The sequence below is a fragment of the methanotrophic endosymbiont of Bathymodiolus puteoserpentis (Logatchev) genome, from assembly GCF_900128525.1.
Taxonomy (GTDB): domain Bacteria; phylum Pseudomonadota; class Gammaproteobacteria; order Methylococcales; family Methylomonadaceae; genus Methyloprofundus.
The window spans coordinates 1-17,167 of record NZ_FQTQ01000206.1; the positions used below are offsets into that span (position 1 = coordinate 1).

16 protein-coding genes are annotated in these 17,167 nt (G+C 36.9%); 15 read left to right on the forward strand and 1 reads right to left on the reverse strand.

What is annotated here, in order from left to right:
- The 6 genes from BQ7314_RS15705 to BQ7314_RS15005 form a co-directional block, all read left to right on the forward strand.
- Positions 1-180: hypothetical protein (locus BQ7314_RS15705; RefSeq protein WP_217423858.1), on the forward strand; the 180-nt coding region annotated here is incomplete at its 5' end.
- Between the two features lie 147 nt (positions 181-327).
- Positions 328-1,875, forward strand: coding sequence for an XrtA system polysaccharide chain length determinant (locus BQ7314_RS14985; protein ID WP_174484498.1), 1,548 nt, complete (start codon positions 328-330; stop codon positions 1,873-1,875).
- Positions 1,876-1,888: 13 nt separating this feature from the next.
- The gene (locus BQ7314_RS14990) at positions 1,889-2,722 is read left to right on the forward strand and encodes an XrtA-associated tyrosine autokinase (RefSeq protein ID WP_174484499.1); all 834 of its coding nucleotides are present in this window, start codon (positions 1,889-1,891) and stop codon (positions 2,720-2,722) included.
- Positions 2,712-4,289, forward strand: coding sequence for a TIGR03016 family PEP-CTERM system-associated outer membrane protein (locus BQ7314_RS14995; RefSeq protein WP_174484500.1), 1,578 nt, complete (start codon positions 2,712-2,714; stop codon positions 4,287-4,289). Before BQ7314_RS14990 ends, BQ7314_RS14995 begins: the two co-directional genes overlap by 11 nt.
- Positions 4,290-4,309: 20 nt before the next feature.
- Positions 4,310-5,137: an XrtA system polysaccharide deacetylase gene (locus tag BQ7314_RS15000; protein ID WP_245395023.1), complete on the forward strand. Its 828-nt coding sequence runs from the start codon at positions 4,310-4,312 to the stop codon at positions 5,135-5,137.
- A 93-nt stretch (positions 5,138-5,230) separates the two neighbouring features.
- A complete protein-coding gene (locus tag BQ7314_RS15005; RefSeq protein ID WP_174484501.1) occupies positions 5,231-6,253 on the forward strand; it encodes a FemAB family XrtA/PEP-CTERM system-associated protein in 1,023 nt (340 codons plus the stop codon).
- On the opposite strand, the gene BQ7314_RS15010 is transcribed toward BQ7314_RS15005, so the two are convergent.
- Positions 6,250-6,981 carry a hypothetical protein gene (locus tag BQ7314_RS15010; protein ID WP_174484502.1) on the reverse strand — a complete coding sequence of 244 codons (732 nt, stop codon included), beginning with the start codon at positions 6,979-6,981 and terminating at the stop codon, positions 6,250-6,252. The genes BQ7314_RS15005 and BQ7314_RS15010 overlap by 4 nt on opposite strands.
- A 56-nt stretch (positions 6,982-7,037) precedes the next feature.
- On the opposite strand from BQ7314_RS15010, the gene BQ7314_RS15015 reads away from it, so the two are divergent.
- The 9 genes from BQ7314_RS15015 (at position 7,038) to BQ7314_RS15055 (ending at position 17,029) form a co-directional block, all read left to right on the forward strand.
- Complete coding sequence (locus BQ7314_RS15015; RefSeq protein ID WP_174484503.1) at positions 7,038-8,249, forward strand: TIGR03087 family PEP-CTERM/XrtA system glycosyltransferase; 1,212 nt, start codon at positions 7,038-7,040, stop codon at positions 8,247-8,249.
- 4 nt (positions 8,250-8,253) lie between these two features.
- Positions 8,254-9,378 carry a non-hydrolyzing UDP-N-acetylglucosamine 2-epimerase gene (gene wecB, locus BQ7314_RS15020; protein WP_174484504.1) on the forward strand — a complete coding sequence of 375 codons (1,125 nt, stop codon included), beginning with the start codon at positions 8,254-8,256 and terminating at the stop codon, positions 9,376-9,378.
- Positions 9,371-10,627 (forward strand): UDP-N-acetyl-D-mannosamine dehydrogenase, encoded by a 1,257-nt coding sequence (gene wecC / locus BQ7314_RS15025; protein ID WP_174484505.1) that lies wholly within the window; start codon positions 9,371-9,373, stop codon positions 10,625-10,627. Before wecB ends, wecC begins: the two co-directional genes overlap by 8 nt.
- A 3-nt stretch (positions 10,628-10,630) precedes the next feature.
- Positions 10,631-11,902, forward strand: coding sequence for a Vi polysaccharide biosynthesis UDP-N-acetylglucosamine C-6 dehydrogenase TviB (tviB, locus tag BQ7314_RS15030; RefSeq protein ID WP_174484506.1), 1,272 nt, complete (start codon positions 10,631-10,633; stop codon positions 11,900-11,902).
- Between the two features lie 3 nt (positions 11,903-11,905).
- A complete protein-coding gene (locus BQ7314_RS15035; RefSeq protein WP_174484507.1) occupies positions 11,906-12,910 on the forward strand; it encodes an NAD-dependent epimerase in 1,005 nt (334 codons plus the stop codon).
- A 12-nt stretch (positions 12,911-12,922) separates the two neighbouring features.
- Positions 12,923-13,441 (forward strand): RpnC/YadD family protein, encoded by a 519-nt coding sequence (locus BQ7314_RS15040; protein ID WP_174484508.1) that lies wholly within the window; start codon positions 12,923-12,925, stop codon positions 13,439-13,441.
- 66 nt (positions 13,442-13,507) lie between these two features.
- Positions 13,508-13,873: an RpnC/YadD family protein gene (locus tag BQ7314_RS15045; RefSeq protein ID WP_217423859.1), complete on the forward strand. Its 366-nt coding sequence runs from the start codon at positions 13,508-13,510 to the stop codon at positions 13,871-13,873.
- Positions 13,874-13,980: 107 nt separating this feature from the next.
- Positions 13,981-15,138 (forward strand): TIGR03088 family PEP-CTERM/XrtA system glycosyltransferase, encoded by a 1,158-nt coding sequence (locus BQ7314_RS15050; protein ID WP_174484510.1) that lies wholly within the window; start codon positions 13,981-13,983, stop codon positions 15,136-15,138.
- A 1-nt stretch (position 15,139) separates the two neighbouring features.
- A complete protein-coding gene (locus BQ7314_RS15055; protein ID WP_174484511.1) occupies positions 15,140-17,029 on the forward strand; it encodes an XrtA/PEP-CTERM system amidotransferase in 1,890 nt (629 codons plus the stop codon).
- The last annotated feature ends 138 nt before the right edge of the window (positions 17,030-17,167 follow it).

The window sequence follows — 17,167 nt, forward strand, 5'->3', positions numbered from 1 at the left end:
AGCTCATTTGTAGCCTCTGTAAATTGTTTGGTAGCTGTTTACTTTACACCTATGTCTTGTCTCAATTCAACCAGTGTATTGCTATCCGTTACTTTCAGAGGTTATGCACTTATTATACGAATTCAGGATGTTAAAATTATGCCGGGTGATATTTTAGTGATTCCAGAAGCATTCTTTTAAATAAAAATATATTAGTCTTTGTTAGTAGCTTAGGGTTGCTTTATTGTGCTTTTAAGTTAAGGAAAGCCTGATATCGTTTTTGATGTTGAAATAATAGCTAATTAACTTTTTATTTCGTGTAAATATAGATTATTTGAAAGGTAAAGAATGCAAGATCAATTATCTGAAATTTTATTTTATGTCAAAGGGACATTAAAATATAAATGGCTAATCATTATTACGGCTTGGCTGATTAGTGTCGCGGGCTGGGTGTTTGTTAGTTCTATGCCGGATCAATACCAGTCTGAAGCTAAAGTAAGTGTAGATAGTGGCACTATGCTTAGGCCTTTACTACATGGTATGGCTATACAATCAAACACGCGTGGATTAGTGCAAGTAATGCAACAACTGATGTTTACGCGCCCTAATTTGGAGAAAATTGCTAGGTTAGCTGAATTGGATATTGATTCTAAAGACGAAGCGGGAAAACAGTCTCTCATTAGAGAATTAAAAAGCAGTGTTAAAATTTCTGGTGGTAGAAACGATATATTTTCTATTTCTTATGAAGATTCTAACCCTGCAAAAGCACAAGATATTGTTCATGCTGTATTGACTGTTTTTTCTGAACAGACTCAGCAAAGAGGAATATCAGATACAGGAAGTGCACAGCAGTTTATTGAAGGACAGATACAAGAATATGAAGTACGCTTAAGAAATGCTGAAAAAGCAAGAGAAAATTTTAAGCGAATTAATGCCGGTCTCTTACCTGATCAAGGTGGCGGTCAGTTAGGGGCATTAAGTGCTATAAAAGAACAAATTCAGGAAACTCAGATGGCTTTAAGTGAAATCAATTCTCGGTGGAAAGTATTAAAAAGTCAGATGAATGAAGCACTTGAACTCGGTAATGACGTGGAAGATGAGTGGGGGGTTTCTGATGTGGGGATGACACCATCTACTCCAGAGGATGCTAAAATTGCAGTACTAGAAGATAGAATGAGTGAGCTTTTATTGCAATATACGGAAAAACACCCTGATGTACTCAGCATAAAGTCAAAAATTCAAGATTTGCAGAAAAGTAAAGTGCAACGTTTAGAAAATATGCCAGAAGCCAGTATTATGAGTTCCGGAGCTATCAATAACCCGTATATACAATCTTTAAAAATTGCTTTAAATAATGCTGAAGCACAACGTGCATCTTTACGTTCAAGAATTGGCTTATTATCACAAAGGATGGCTAGTATACAAAAAGGAATGGATACTAGGCTAAGTATAGAAACAGAAATGCAAAATCTAGATAGGGATTATTCGGTTATCAAATCTAATTATATGCAATTAATTCAACGTAGAGAAATGGCTTCCATGACTGAAAAAGCAGATAGTAGTCAGGGGATATTAAGGTTTAAAGTTGTTGATGCCCCGAGCAAAGCGCTTGCACCTACTGGGCCTAATCGTAAGTTCTTTAATTCAGTTGCTTTTGGTGTAAGTTTAGCTGTGGGCTTTGTTCTAGCCTTTTTAATTTATTTTATTAGGCCTACTTTTATGTCTACTCGGCAAGTGAGGACAGTAACAGGCTTACCTGTATTAGGTAGTGTTTCTGTGCAATTAAAAGAGGGAGAAAAAATAAGGAAAGCTAATTTTCTATTGTTTTGGTTTTTATTTTTTGGTCTTTTACTCGCTTATTTTCTGGTAATGAGTAATGCTTTAAACTTTAAGTAGAGGAAGGGTCAGAATGGATATTTTAGAGAAAGCATTAGAGAAATCTGTACAAAAGAAAAACAGTAAAGTTAAAGAACCCAAAGCTCAGGATAGCTCCCAATTAAACATAGAAAATACGCAGCAGACTGTTAATCTTGATTGGCACCATCTAGCTGCGGATGGATATTTGTCCCTTGAGCAAGTAAGGTCAGCGTTGATTGAAGAATATAGAATGATTAAGCGCCCTTTAATTACTAATGCTTTTGGCAATAGAGCGAAAGGAATAAACCGTGCAAATCTGATCTTAGTGACAAGTAGTATTCCTGGGGAAGGCAAATCATTTAGCGCGATTAATTTAGCGATTAGTATTGCTAATGAAAGAGACAAAAATGTCTTATTAATTGATGCTGATGTTGCTAAGCCTACTTTAGCAAAACGGCTTGGTCTACCAGACTCAAAAGGTCTTATAGAGTACCTAGAAAGTGATGATGTAGCTTTTACTGATATTTGTTTTAAAACAGATTTACCGGGTTTACAAGTGATTCCAGCAGGAAAGCGGCATGCCTTTTCAACTGAATTATTAAGCAGCGATAAAATGGCGAAATTTGTTGATGAATTAAGTCAGCGTTACCCAGATCGTATTGTAATTTTTGATTCTCCGCCTCTATTAGCTGCAACACAAGCGGAAGTATTGGCGAGTCTAGTAGGGCAAGTTATTTTTGTGATTAGTGCGGAAACAACCATGCAAAGTACAGTGCAGGATGCTATTAAAAAACTAGAATCCGTGGATGTGGTTTTGGCACTATTGAATAAATCTAAACATGAGCTTACTTTAGATTATTATGGTTATGGACAATATGGCCACTAAAGGGCAAAGCCTTAAAGTGCGCAGACTTATTTTAATAAGTGTAGCGTATATTTTATTTGCTCAAGCACCAGCATTTGCAATTGATTTTATATTTACACCAAACTTAACAATACAAGAAACATACTCTGATAATATTCGTTTGGCTAGTAAAGGTCAGGAGCAAGGTGCATTTGTGACCGAGGTCAGTCCAGGTATTTCGATAAGAGGTATCAATGGAGGTCGTTTAAATGCTGATTTTAATTACCGTATGCAAAACTTATTTAATGCTGGAGGTGATGGACAAACACAAATTAACCACCAACTACAATTAAATACTGGCTATCAAGCTATACGTAATCGACTTAATGTTACTGCTAGAGGCAGTTATAATCAGCAAAATATTAGTAATTTACGTGGTGGTGATAATATCAATAATCTCCGTGCTCGGACAAATGTATGGACAGCAGGTACTTCTGTTAATTGGACACCACGTTTTGGGCAATTTGCTAATGCTAATGTCAATATAGATTTTGATTATGTTGGCAATGATAGTGCTGACCAGCTAGCAAATTCCATGAATTTGAGAGAGTCTATTAATTTATTCAGTGGTCGTGATTTTAAGCATATCACTTGGAATGTAAATTTTGATAACTCAACTCAGTTTCGAGAAAATGAAGATGATGTCAGTTTTCAGAATACTAATGCTACAGTAAGAACCTGGGTTGATAGGCGTTTTAATTTCTTTGGTACAGTAGGTTATGCTAATAATAGCTTTCAAGGGCTAGATACTAATAATAATGGTGTTTTTTATACGGTAGGGGCGCAGTGGAAACCGAACTGGTATTTTGATGTTGAAGCAGGTTATGGTAATAACTGGCATGTGTCATCTAATCTTAGTTTAAGTCAGCGTACCCATTTAAGTGTGGGTTATTTTGATCGTTCTATTGGTTTAAATACGGGAGGAGCATGGAATGCTTCTTTATATCATCAAACAAAAAGATCAACATGGAACTTTACCTATTTACAAGACACAACAACTGTTCAGCAAATCTTATTGCAGGATACTCCCTTTGTCGTTGTTGATGCGGCTGGCAATCCACTACAGGGTACTGATGGACAGCCTATTATTTTTAATGCTAGTTTGCCTAGCTTAAATAATGATGTGCTTGTTAGGAGAACTGCGAATGCTTCAGTTTCTTACACAACGGGGAAAAGTAGTTTTCAGTTAGGTGGTTTTTATGAAAAAAGAGACTACCAAAATTCAACGGCTGATCAGCAAACTGTTTATGGCGCTAATGCTTCTTGGAATTGGCAGTTTTCGCGTAGAACAAGTCTTTTGCTTTCTCCATCATGGCAACGCATTACGGGAGATGCCGTAGAAGTACCTACAAATGTAAATGTTAATCAAGATCGTTATCAATTTATAGCAAGGATGACCCGTACAATATCGCTTAGCTTCCTTAGCTTCGGAAGAAGTAGACTCTTAAATGCAAGTATAGAGTATCGTTTTGTACAGCAAGATGCTGATTTAGCAGCGAATACCTATACAGAAAATAGAGTAGCAGCCAGCTTGTTTTGGAATTTCTAAAAAGACTTAAAAATACAGTAATGAAAAATGCCATGACAGTTGATGTAGAAGATTATTTTCAAGTCTCTGCATTTGAATCGTATATCAAAAAATCACAGTGGGATACTTTAGAACATCGAGTACAAAATAATACCGAACGTATTCTTGATGTTTTCACTCAGCATAATGTAAAAGCGACTTTTTTTACCTTGGGCTGGGTGGCGGAGCGTTATCCTGAATTGGTTAAAAGAATTGTTAACGAGGGCCATGAACTTGCTAGTCATGGCTATGAGCATATTCGTGTCACAGAGCAAACGCCGGTGCAATTTAGAGCTGATGTACGTAAAACGAAGAAATTATTAGAAGATATAGGAGGTATAGAAATACAAGGTTATCGGGCCGCTAGTTATTCTATTGGCCGCGACAATCTCTGGGCATTAGATATTTTGGCAGAAGAGGGGCATAAATACAGCTCTAGTATTTACCCAGTAAAACATGATTTATATGGCATGCCAGAAGCGCCACGGTTTGCTTATCATCCTATAGAAGGGCGTGATTTTAAGGAAATACCAATCAGCACATTAAAAATAGGTAATAAGAACTATCCTTGTGGCGGTGGTGGTTTTTTTAGGTTATATCCGTACTTTATCTCTCGCTGGGCATTTAATCGAATCAATAATACTGAGCAACAAGCTGGAATTTTTTATTTTCATCCTTGGGAAATTGATGCTGAGCAACCTAGACAAGAAAATTTAGCATTTAAAGCGAAATTTCGACACTATTTGAATTTACAGAAAATGGAAAGTCGTATTAAGTCTTTATTAGCAGATTTTGAATGGGATACGATGCAAGCCGTTTTTTTAAAATAAGTGAAGTGTAAATTCGGCCTTTAGTCGTAAATTATGCGTAAAAACTGTGGCTAAAGACACGCTCCTAAAAATATCAATTAATTTTTTACTACCATGATAAAAATTTTAAGTCATCCGGATAAAAATCTCTGGCAACAATACGTAGAGAAAACACCAGCAGCTACCTTTTTTCATCAAGTTGAATGGCAAGAAGTCATTGAACGCTCTTTTGGGCATAAAACTTATTATCTTTATGCAGAGCAGCAAGGCCAAATAACCGGTATCTTGCCCTTAGTACATATTAAAAGCCTGTTATTTGGTAATGCCTTAGTATCTAATGCTTTTTGTGTTTATGGCGGCGTAGTTGCTGATAATGTTGATGCGGCTTTGGCTCTTGATCAAGAAGCTTGTCGATTAGGTAAAGAGTTAGCTGTTGATCATATTGAGTTTAGAAATAGAGAGCGCATAAATCCGGATAGACCCTATAAAGAAGGTATGTATGTTACCTTTAGAAAAGAATTAGAATCTGATGTAGATAAGAATTTAGCGGCTATTCCTAGAAAACAGCGTGCAGTTGTTAGAAAAGGCATAAAAGCAGGTTTAGTCAGTGTGATTGATAATGATACTGAGCGCTTGTTTGAGGCTTATTCAGAAAGTGTACGAAATTTAGGTACGCCAGTCTTTCCTAAGAAGTACTTTAAAATACTAAAAGAGGTATTTAAAGAGCAATGCGAAGTGATCTCTATCGAGCATAAAGGAAAACTTATTGCTAGCGTTATGAATTTCTACTTTAGAGATGAAGTATTGCCATATTACGGAGGCGGTAAAGCTGAAGCCCGAGCCTTATATGCGAATGACTTTATGTATTGGGAAGTGATGCGGCGTGCTGTTGATAAAGGTGTGAAAATCTTTGATTATGGACGGAGTAAAATTGGTACAGGGTCTTATCGGTTTAAAAAGCATTGGGGCTTTAAAGAGGCACCGTTATTTTATGAGTTTGAGTTAGTAAAATCAGGTTCTATGCCAGATATTAATCCTTTAAACCCGAAGTACAAGTTTTTTATTGCTGCGTGGAAGAGACTACCGTTAAGTGTTAGTCAAGTTATTGGTCCTCTATTAGCAAAAGATTTAGGCTAAGGGAAAAGACGCAATAGAAATGGTATCAGCCATTGTAAAAAACTGACTAAAATTAATAAAGCTGCTAGATAATACAGCGTTGTTATATGAAGCAAGCTATGTAAAAAATTAGTTAAATGATCTGTGCCTTGTATTGCTGTATTTGCTTGTTCTTCTAGCAGGGTATTATAGTTAATCGTACTTGCTTGCCTGCTATGTATTGGTATTTCTTGTGTCTTTTGAGTGCTAGATCCCATCTCAATATTTTGTAGGGCTGGAGTGATGGATATTTCAGACTGTATTAGCTGGTCCAGCTCCAAGGAAAATAAAAGATCATAAGCAAAGTCAGTGGCTAATGCATCAGCATCGGTCCATAGTTGCTTAGCTTGGGAGAGGGAGTTTAAAGTCTTAGATAGCAGCTCGTTATCCTGATAATCATTGATAAGCTTTTTACCCTGAGCTTTGAGATCGTAGAGTTTTGGCTTGTGTTGTGCTTGTTGTGCATTAGATGGAAGATGAAAGCGCGCAGGAGTATCAATTTTATAATCGTTTGAGCGGTAGTCTCCTTTTGGCTTAGGTCTTTCTGGGTCGGTATTGAGAAGAGCTTTTATTTCTATTGATGGTTGTACTGGAAAATCGGCATGCGGATCAATTTGCACTAGTGCCGCACTAACCAAGCCAGATAGAGCAAGCAATAAAGCAAAATAGCATAGCTTAAAGAGGGGTAAGTGTGGAAAGTTTTTTTTCATAATTTTGATTGTATAGCTTTATATGTATTTTGTAAAAAATTTGAAAAGAGTAGCGTATGAAAAATTTATTATTCCTTGTGCACCGAATTCCTTATCCGCCCAATAAAGGAGATAAAATTCGTTCCTATAACTTTCTTAAAGGTTTAGCAAAAAATTACAATATTTATTTGGCTGCATTTATTGATGATGTAGAGGATTGGCAATATGTTGATAAAGTCGAAAATTTGACTGCGAGCTCTTTTTTTGTCAATCTTAATCCGTCTTTAGCTAAAATACAAAGCTTGTCAGGGTTCTTTACAAAAAAAGCACTTTCTATACCTTATTATCATAATAATAAAGTACAGCAATGGGTTAATAAAACGATCCGAGAAAATAAAATAGAAAAAATATTTATATATTCTTCGGTCATGGCTCAATATATTGAGGTCCATCAAACTGACTGCGTAATTGATTTTGTCGATGTTGATTCCGATAAGTGGTTACAATATTCGCAAAAAGCAAAATGGCCGATGAGTTGGATTTATAAAAGGGAAGCAAAGTTACTTTTAGAATTTGATGCTAAAGTTGCCAAGTTAGCAAAGATGAGTATTTTTGTTTCTCAAGAAGAATCGCAATTATTTAGCAATTTAGTTGATATTAATCCTAAGAAAATTAGTTTCGTTAATAATGGGGTGGATACGGAATATTTTAGTGCCAATAAATCGTACAATTTACCTTATAATAATCCTGAAAATATAATAGTCTTTACAGGAGCAATGGATTATTGGGCTAATGTTGATGCTGTTACTTGGTTTGTGCGTGAAGTATTGCCAAGAATAAAACACCAATGTGCCAGTGCTCAATTTTATATAGTAGGCTCAAACCCAACTAAAGACGTGCACGACTTAACTAGTGTGGAAGGTGTATTTGTTACTGGAAGAGTTGAAGATATTCGCCCTTATTTGAAGTTTTCATCTGTTGTTGTTGCGCCTTTACTTATTGCGCGAGGTATCCAAAATAAAGTATTAGAAGCGATGGCAATGGGTAAAAAAATAATCGCTACTCGGCAAGCCATTGAGGGCATTAAAATAACCTCTCAAGAGGTTTATATAAAAGATAATGCTGAAGATTTTGCAAGGCAAGTACTTTTATTGTTAGACAATACTCAGGCAAGTTTTTATGTAGAAGAAAACCGTCAATTTGTGCAAAAGAATTTTAGTTGGGGTGCGAGTCTCAAACAGCTGACACATATAATAGAAACGGAACAGTTGATTAAACCGAAGGTTTGAGAGAATGAAAAAAAGAATTTTAATTATTTTTGGTACACGACCTGAGGCCATTAAAATGGCGCCTGTTGTGCAAGCCTTTCAAAATGATATGCGCTTTGAAACAAGAGTATGTGTGACTGCCCAGCATAGAAATATGCTAGATCAAGTTCTGGAATTATTTGCTATTAAACCAGATTACGATTTAGATATTATGAAGCAGAATCAAGCTCTAACAGGCATCACTTGTTCTATTTTGATGGGCTTAGAGCCTATATTGCAAGAATTTTCCCCCGATAGAATTTTAGTGCACGGCGATACTTCCACTACATTTGCCGCTAGTTTAGCTGCCTATTACCAAAAGATTCCGGTGGGACATGTAGAGGCCGGGTTGCGCACGCATAATATTTATTCACCTTGGCCTGAAGAGGCGAATCGAAAATTAACAGCTGTGTTGACTGATTTACATTTTGCACCGACAAGTGCGGCGCGTGATAATTTGTTGCAAGAAAATATTGCTGAAAAAAATATTATGGTTACTGGAAATACGGTGATTGATGCTTTGCAGCATGTGCAAGACTCGATACAAAATAATACAGAGTTAAGATCACAGTTAGCGAGTCAATTTCCTTTTATAAATAGCGAAAAGAAAATTGTTTTGGTCACTGGTCATCGACGCGAAAGCTTTGGCGATGGTTTTGAAAATATTTGCCAAGCACTTAGAGAATTAGCTTTACGTGAAGATATACAAATTATTTATCCAGTCCACCTAAATCCACATGTACGTGAGCCTGTTAATCGTTTATTAAAAGATATTGAGCATGTCCACCTTATAGAGCCACAAGATTATTTGCCCTTCGTTTACTTGATGAGTATTGCCCATATTATCCTTACTGATTCAGGCGGTGTTCAGGAAGAAGCGCCTTCTTTAGGTAAGCCTGTGCTAGTTATGCGTGATACAACGGAAAGGCCAGAAGCGGTCGTTGCAGGGACAGTAAAGTTAGTGGGTGCAGATAAAATAAAAATCATTCAGAATGTTTCATTACTTTTAGATGACCAGGATGAATATCATAAAATGAGTTTTGCTCATAATCCTTACGGGGATGGTCAAGCTAGTCAGCGAATTATAGAGGGAGTCGCAGCATATGCATAAAGCCGTTTTTAATAAAGTATCGGTGATAGGTTTAGGTTATATCGGTTTACCAACAGCAGCCGTTATTGCTTCACGAGGCATAGAGGTGATAGGTGTCGACGTGTCACAGCATGCGGTTGATACGATAAATCAAGGTAAAATTCATATTGTTGAACCTGATTTAGATATGCTGGTGCAAAGTGCTGTAACGACTGGGAAACTTAGAGCAACAATAGAACCTGAGTCTGCAGATGTTTTTATGATCGCAGTACCTACGCCTTTTACTGATGGGCATAAACCTGATGTTTCCTATATAGAAGCAGCCGTTAAAAAAATTGCCCCTGTCTTGAAAAAAGGTAATTTAGTTATTTTAGAGTCTACTTCACCCGTTGGTACAACAGAAAAAATGTCTCAATGGATGAGTGAGATTCGCGCTGATTTGAAATTTCCACACCAGCTAGGTGAGCAGGCAGATATTCAGGTGGCTCATTGTCCTGAGCGTGTTTTACCAGGGTATATCATTCAGGAACTGGTCTCAAATGATAGAGTTATCGGTGGCCTAACACCTTATTGCGCGGAAAAAGCAAAAGCGTTATATGAGATTTTTGTTAAAGCTAATTGCATTATTACGGATGCACGCACTGCAGAAATGGCAAAATTAACGGAAAATTCATTTAGAGATGTAAATATTGCATTTGCAAATGAGCTGTCTATTATTTGTGATAAATTAAATATTAATGTTTGGGAGTTAATTAAACTAGCTAACCGGCATCCGCGTGTTAATATTCTAAAACCCGGTCCAGGCGTTGGGGGGCATTGTATTGCTGTAGATCCTTGGTTTATTGTTGACTCGGCGCCGGAAGAAGCGCGTTTGATTCGTACGGCGAGAGATGTCAATGATAGTAAGCCTGAGTTTGTATTAAATAAACTTAAACAAGTTGCCGAAGAATTTAAGCACCCTAAAATAGCTTTATTAGGCTTAGCCTTTAAAGCAGATATTGATGATTTAAGAGAGAGTCCTGCTGTTGGTATCGCTCAAAAAGTCATACAGGAAGCGCTTGGGGAGGTGTTTATTGTTGAGCCGCATATAACAGAGCTACCTGCTAAGCTACAAGCAGATAATGTAAGCTTAGTAAGCTTGGCTGAAAGCCTTGAAAAAGTAAATATTATTGTAACACTAACGGATCATACGGTTTTTAAACAGGTCAAGCCATCAGTTTTACAAGAAAAAATTATTATTGATGCTCGTGGCATCTGGGAACAGGATTAAATTATGTTGGAAAATACAAAAATTGCCATGATTGGCTTAGGTTATGTAGGTCTACCTCTTGCTGTTGAATTTGGCAAAAAATACACAACGGTAGGTTTTGATATTAACAGACCACGTATTGATGAATTAAAAACAGGGCATGACCATACTTTAGAGGTCAGTGATGAAGAGTTAGCCGGAGCTGATAAACTAAGTTATACCGCTGATATTGAAGATATTAAATCCTGTAATATTTATATTGTTACTGTGCCGACGCCCATTAATGAATATAAACAACCTGATTTAAGCCCACTAGAAAAAGCAAGTGATTTATTAGGTAAGGTTATTAAACAGGGTGATATTGTTATTTATGAATCAACTGTTTACCCTGGTGCAACAGAAGAAGTTTGCGTACCTATTTTAGAGCAAGTGTCTGGTTTAAAATTTAACGAAAATTTTTATGTCGGCTATAGCCCAGAGCGCATAAATCCGGGTGATAAAGAGCACCGTGTTACCAATATTTTAAAAGTAACGGCGGGTTCTACAGAGGCTATTGCCGAACAAGTGGATCAGCTTTATAAAAGTATTATTACAGCCGGTACCCATAAAGCTAGCAGTATTAAAGTGGCTGAAGCTGCTAAAGTTATTGAAAATACCCAGCGTGATGTCAATATCGCTTTAATTAATGAATTAGCCTTAATTTTTAACCGCTTGGATATTGATACCGAAGAAGTTTTAATTGCTGCGGGAACGAAATGGAATTTTTTACCTTTTCGTCCGGGTTTAGTGGGGGGGCATTGTATTGGTGTCGATCCTTATTATTTAACCTATAAAGCGCAATCCATTGGTTATAATCCGGAAATTATTTTATCCGGACGACGCATTAACGATGGTATGGGTGAATATGTTGTTTCTCGACTCGTTAAGCTTATGCTTAAAAAGCGTTTACATGTTCAAGATTCAAATGTTTTGATTATGGGGCTAACGTTTAAAGAAAATTGCCCAGATTTACGTAATACGCGTGTAGTTGATATTATCAAAGAATTAGAAACTTATGGTGTTAATATTCATGTTTATGACCCATGGGTTGACCCAGAAGAGGCAGTAGTAGAATATGGTATCAAGCCAATAGCTGCACTAGAAGAGGGGAAATTTGATGCTATTGTGTTAGCCGTTGCGCACGAGCAATTCAAACAAATGGATATTAAGCAAGTTAGAGCATTAGGTAAGCCTGATTCAGTCATTTATGATCTTAAATATCTATTTCCAGCAGACTTAACAGATGAGCGATTATAAATAATGAAAATAATGGTTACCGGCACGGCCGGATTTATAGGCAATCATCTTGCCATCAAGTTATTAGAAAGGGGTGATGAAGTTATTGGGATTGATAATTTAAATGACTACTACGATGTCAATTTAAAGTTGGCGCGTTTAGATCGAATAAAAGATCATCCTAATTTTACTGATGTTAGAGCTGATATTTCTGATAGAGAGCGCATGGAAGCGTTATTTAAAGAGCATCAGCCACAGCGTGTTGTTAATTTAGCGGCACAAGCTGGTGTTAGATATTCCATAGAAAACCCACATGCTTATATTGAAAGTAATATATTGGGTTTTTTAAATATCTTAGAAGGTTGCCGGCATAATAATGTAGAGCATTTAGTTTATGCATCTAGTAGTTCTGTTTATGGTGCTAATGAAAGCATGCCTTTTTCCGTGCATGACAATGTTGATCATCCTTTAAGTTTGTATGCAGCTTCTAAAAAGTCGAATGAGTTAATGGCGCATACCTACAGCAATTTATATAACTTACCGACCACAGGTTTGCGGTTTTTTACCGTATACGGTCCTTGGGGGCGTCCCGATATGGCTTTGTTTTTATTTACTAAAGCCATTCAGGAAGGTAAACCTATACAAGTTTTCAACTATGGCAAGCATCGCCGTGATTTTACCTATATTGATGATATTGTTGAAGGTATTATCCGGACATTAGATCATGTTGCGCAACCTAACCCTGACTGGAGTGGTAAAAATCCAGATCCAGGTACGAGTAAAGCACCTTGGCGAGTCTATAATATAGGCAATCAAAGCCCAGTAGAGTTAATGGACTATATTGAGACCTTAGAGAAATTTTTGGGTAAAAAAGCTGAAAAAGTATTGTTACCATTACAGCCTGGAGATGTTCCTGATACTTATGCTGATGTTGAGGCTTTAGTGCAAGATGTAGGATATAAGCCAAATACCACGATTGAGCAAGGTATTGAGAAATTTGCCGCTTGGTATAATAGCTATTACACATAAACATATATCAGAATGGGCAAACAGGATGTTATTTCTAAAAGTATTTTAAAGCGTATTTTTGTTGATGTTGCGACCTACTTATTTGGTTTAAAGTTGCATAATGTGCAGTTAATCGATACAGAACAGCAAAGAATAGAGGATCGACGTGCGGATTTAGTGGCTAGAGTGCAAGATGAAGCAGGAAATAAATTCATTTTGCATATTGAAATACAAAATCAAAATCAGCGCATAATGCCAATAAGAATGCTGAGGTATTTGACGGATATTAAATTAAATCACCCTAATGAAAAGGTATTTCAGTATTTGCTTTACATTGGTCAGGAAAAAATGAATATGGCCAGTGGTATTCATAGTCAGCAACTCGATTATCAATACGCAGTCATTGATATGCACATGATTGATTACCAGGATTTTATGGCACAAAGTACTCCAGATGCAATTGTCATGGCAATCTTATGCGATTTTAAAGGTGTACCAGAAAAACAAATTGTTCATGGGTTATTAAGTAAGTTAGGAATGTGCATGAAATAACTTAGGCAACTTATAAAGTTGTTGCGTCAGGAATGGCAGTATAATTCCATTGCCATAATTCTTAAATTGAACTTGCCTAAATTAATTTGTGCTCATTCCTTACTGCAGTTAACTCAAAATAGTTCGACGGAACAAAGAGAATATATTTCGATGTTAGAAATTCTAGCGAATAATCGAAATTTAAACATAGATATACAGCAGGAGTTTGAGATGTTGAACCTAGAAATAGAACAACTGCCTAGCTATAGAATAGGTATGAAAAGAGGCGAGAGCCAAGGTGAGCTGCGCGGTGAAAAACGCGGTGAAAAACGTGGTGAGAAAATAAAAGCCATGCTTATTGCTAAAAAGTTGCTAGGCACGGGTATGTCAATAGAGAAAATCTCTGAAATTACTGAGTTGTCATTGGATGAACTTGAAACACTAATCTACTAAGAAATGAACATTTTATAAAATCTGAAGTTTAAGGTCATGTAGTACTGCCAGTCCTTTCGGAAATTATTGAATTTTTATTTCTAACTCAATAGCATATAGGTATAACTGTGGCAAAAAGCGTACAACAATTTCCACTTATTGCCCATGTAATTTATCGATTAGGCATTGGTGGTTTAGAAAATGGATTGATAAACTTAATTAATAATATGCCGGTTGATAAATATCGACATATTATTATTTGTTTAAAAGGAAGCACTCAGTTTCGTGAGCGTTTAAAGCGTAAAGATGTACAGATAATAGACTTACAAAAAAAAGATGGGCAAGATTGGCGTTCATTTATAAGGTTTTATCGAATACTTAAACAATATAAAATCGATATTATTCATACGCGTAATTTAGCTGCAATCGAATATCAAGTGCCTGCATTTTTAGCAGGTGTAAAGTATCGGGTTCACAGTGAGCATGGCTGGGATACCTTCGATCCCGAAGGCAATAATAAGAAGTACCAATATTTAAGGCGTTTATTGAGCCCTTTAATAAAAGTATTTATTCCCTTATCTTTGCATTTGCAAGACTATCTTGTTGAAAAAGTAAAAATACCCAAGTATAAAATACAACGAATTTGTAACGGGGTCGATATTACAAAGTTTTACCCAGAAAAAGTAAAACAGCTAGCCTCTGATTGCCCGCTGCCCTTTGATAAAAAAGGTATTTATATCGGTACTGTTGGGCGAATGCATGGCGTGAAGGACCAGATAACATTAGTTACTGCTTTCATTATGCTAATGCAAGCTCATCAAGAATTCATTGGGCAGGTATATTTAATATTAGTTGGTGATGGGCCGTTAAGGCAGGAAGCAATAGATTTATTAGAAAAACATCAGTTATTGCAATATGCTTGGCTGCCCGGTGAACGAGAAGATATTGCAGACATTATGCGTGCATTGGATATTTTTGTACTGCCTTCACAAGCGGAAGGTATTTCTAATACTATTTTAGAAGCAATGGCAACGGGGTTACCGGTGATAGCAACAGCAGTAGGTGGGAACCCAGAGTTAGTCAAGCAAGAAACAACAGGACTATTAGTTCCCCCGTCAGAACCAGAGGCCATGGCGCAAGCCATTTTAAGCTTACTGATTGATAAAGAAAAAAGGCAGCAACTAAGTGAGAATAGCCACCAAAGAGTGATAGATAATTTCTCAATTCAGGCCATGGTTACTAAATATACTAGAGTATACGATTCATTAGGATTCAAAAGGAAATAATATGTGTGGCATTGTAGGTATCTTTGATCTAAACGGAAAGCGTGAAATTAACCGTGAATTGCTACATGTAATGAACGAAAGGCAATTCCATCGTGGCCCTGATGAAGGTGGCTTGCATATAGAGCCAGGTTTAGGATTAGGTCATAGGCGTTTATCGATTATTGATTTATCCAGTGGTCAACAGCCGATGCACAGTGCTGATGGTAGCGTGGTTTTAACGTATAACGGTGAAGTGTATAACTTTCCTGAGTTGCGTAAAGAGCTAGAAGCCTTAGGGTATACCTTTAAAACTCATTGTGATACAGAAGTTATTGTTTATGCTTGGCAGGCCTGGGGGGAAGATTGTGTGTTACGTTTACGCGGCATGTTTGCTTTTGCTATCTGGGATAGGGATAAGCAAACTTTATTTTTAGCGCGTGACCGTTTAGGTATTAAGCCCTTATTTTATTCACAGTTAAAAAATGGCCAGTTTATTTTCTCTTCGGAACTAAAAGCTTTAAAAGCACATCCTGATCTACCTAAAGAAATGGATCCAACTGCCATAGAGGATTATTTTGGCTTCGGGTATATTCCTGATCCAAAAACGATTTATAAAGAAGTTTATAAATTAGAGCCAGGCTATTGTTTAGCGCTTAAACGAGGTAATTCTCAATACCAGCCACGCCAGTACTGGGATGTTCATTTTGAAACAAAACATCAAGGCACGGAACAGGAATTAAGTGCAGAACTTATTGCACGTTTACGTGAAGCCGTCGATATTCGTACCGTTGCGGATGTACCTTTAGGTGCTTTTTTGTCGGGTGGAGTAGATTCTAGTGCAATTGTTGCTATGATGGCGGGTTTATCAGAAGATCCAGTCAATACTTGCTCTATTTCTTTTGGCGACCCTAAGTTTAATGAGTCACAATTTGCTGCGAAAGTCGCCGAACAGTATCATACTAAGCACCGCGTAGAGCAGGTTGATCCTGATGATTTTAGTTTAGTCGGCAGGTTAGCGGGTATTTATGATGAGCCTTATGCAGATAGTTCGGCATTGCCAACATATAGAGTCTGTGAGTTAGCAAAAAAACAGGCAACAGTCGTGTTATCGGGTGATGGTGGTGATGAAAATCTCGCTGGCTATCGGCGTTATCGATGGCATACTTATGAGGATCGTATGCGCTCTATTATGCCGGATGCAATACGTAAACCCTTATTTGGCTTAATGGGGAATGTATATCCAAAAGCGGATTGGGCGCCGAAAATATTTCGCGCAAAATCAACTTTTGAATCCATCGCCCGTGACTCTATTGAAGGTTATTTTCATAGTGTTTCAGTGAACTCCAATGCAATTCGTGCATCACTGTTTAGTGAACAATTAAAAAATGACCTTCAAGACTATCAAGCGGTTGATGTCTTTAGACGACATATGCAAAATGCACCTAGCGAGGATGCTCAGTCTCTAGTACAATATTTAGATATTAAAACTTATTTACCAGGTGATATTTTAACTAAGGTAGATCGGGCTAGTATGGCGCATTCGCTTGAAGTGCGTGTGCCATTACTTGATCATAAGTTAGTTGAATGGATAGCTAAACTGCCTCCTGATTTAAAATTACATAAAAAGGAAGGCAAATATCTGTTTAAGAAAGGACTAGAGCCTTATTTGCCTAATGATATTTTATATCGTCCAAAAATGGGCTTTGGCGTGCCGTTAGCCAGTTGGTTCAGAGGGGCACTAAAAGATCAAGTGCAAACCTCTTTGCTAGGTGAAACAATGCAAGGTTGTGGGTTTTTTGATCAGAAATTTTTGACCAAGGTGGTTGATCAGCATCAGAGTGGGTTAAGAGATTACAGCACTACTATATGGTCGTTGTTGATGTTTGAGCATTTTTTGCATGGCAGTGAATAAGGCTATTTTTAAGTTTAAGTAACTTCTTATTATTAACAGGTACAGACGAGAGCTTATAGGGCTTTATTCATGAATAGTAAGATATTACTTGATAATCGGATAAATAGTTGATTTATTAATACTTTAATATAATAATGA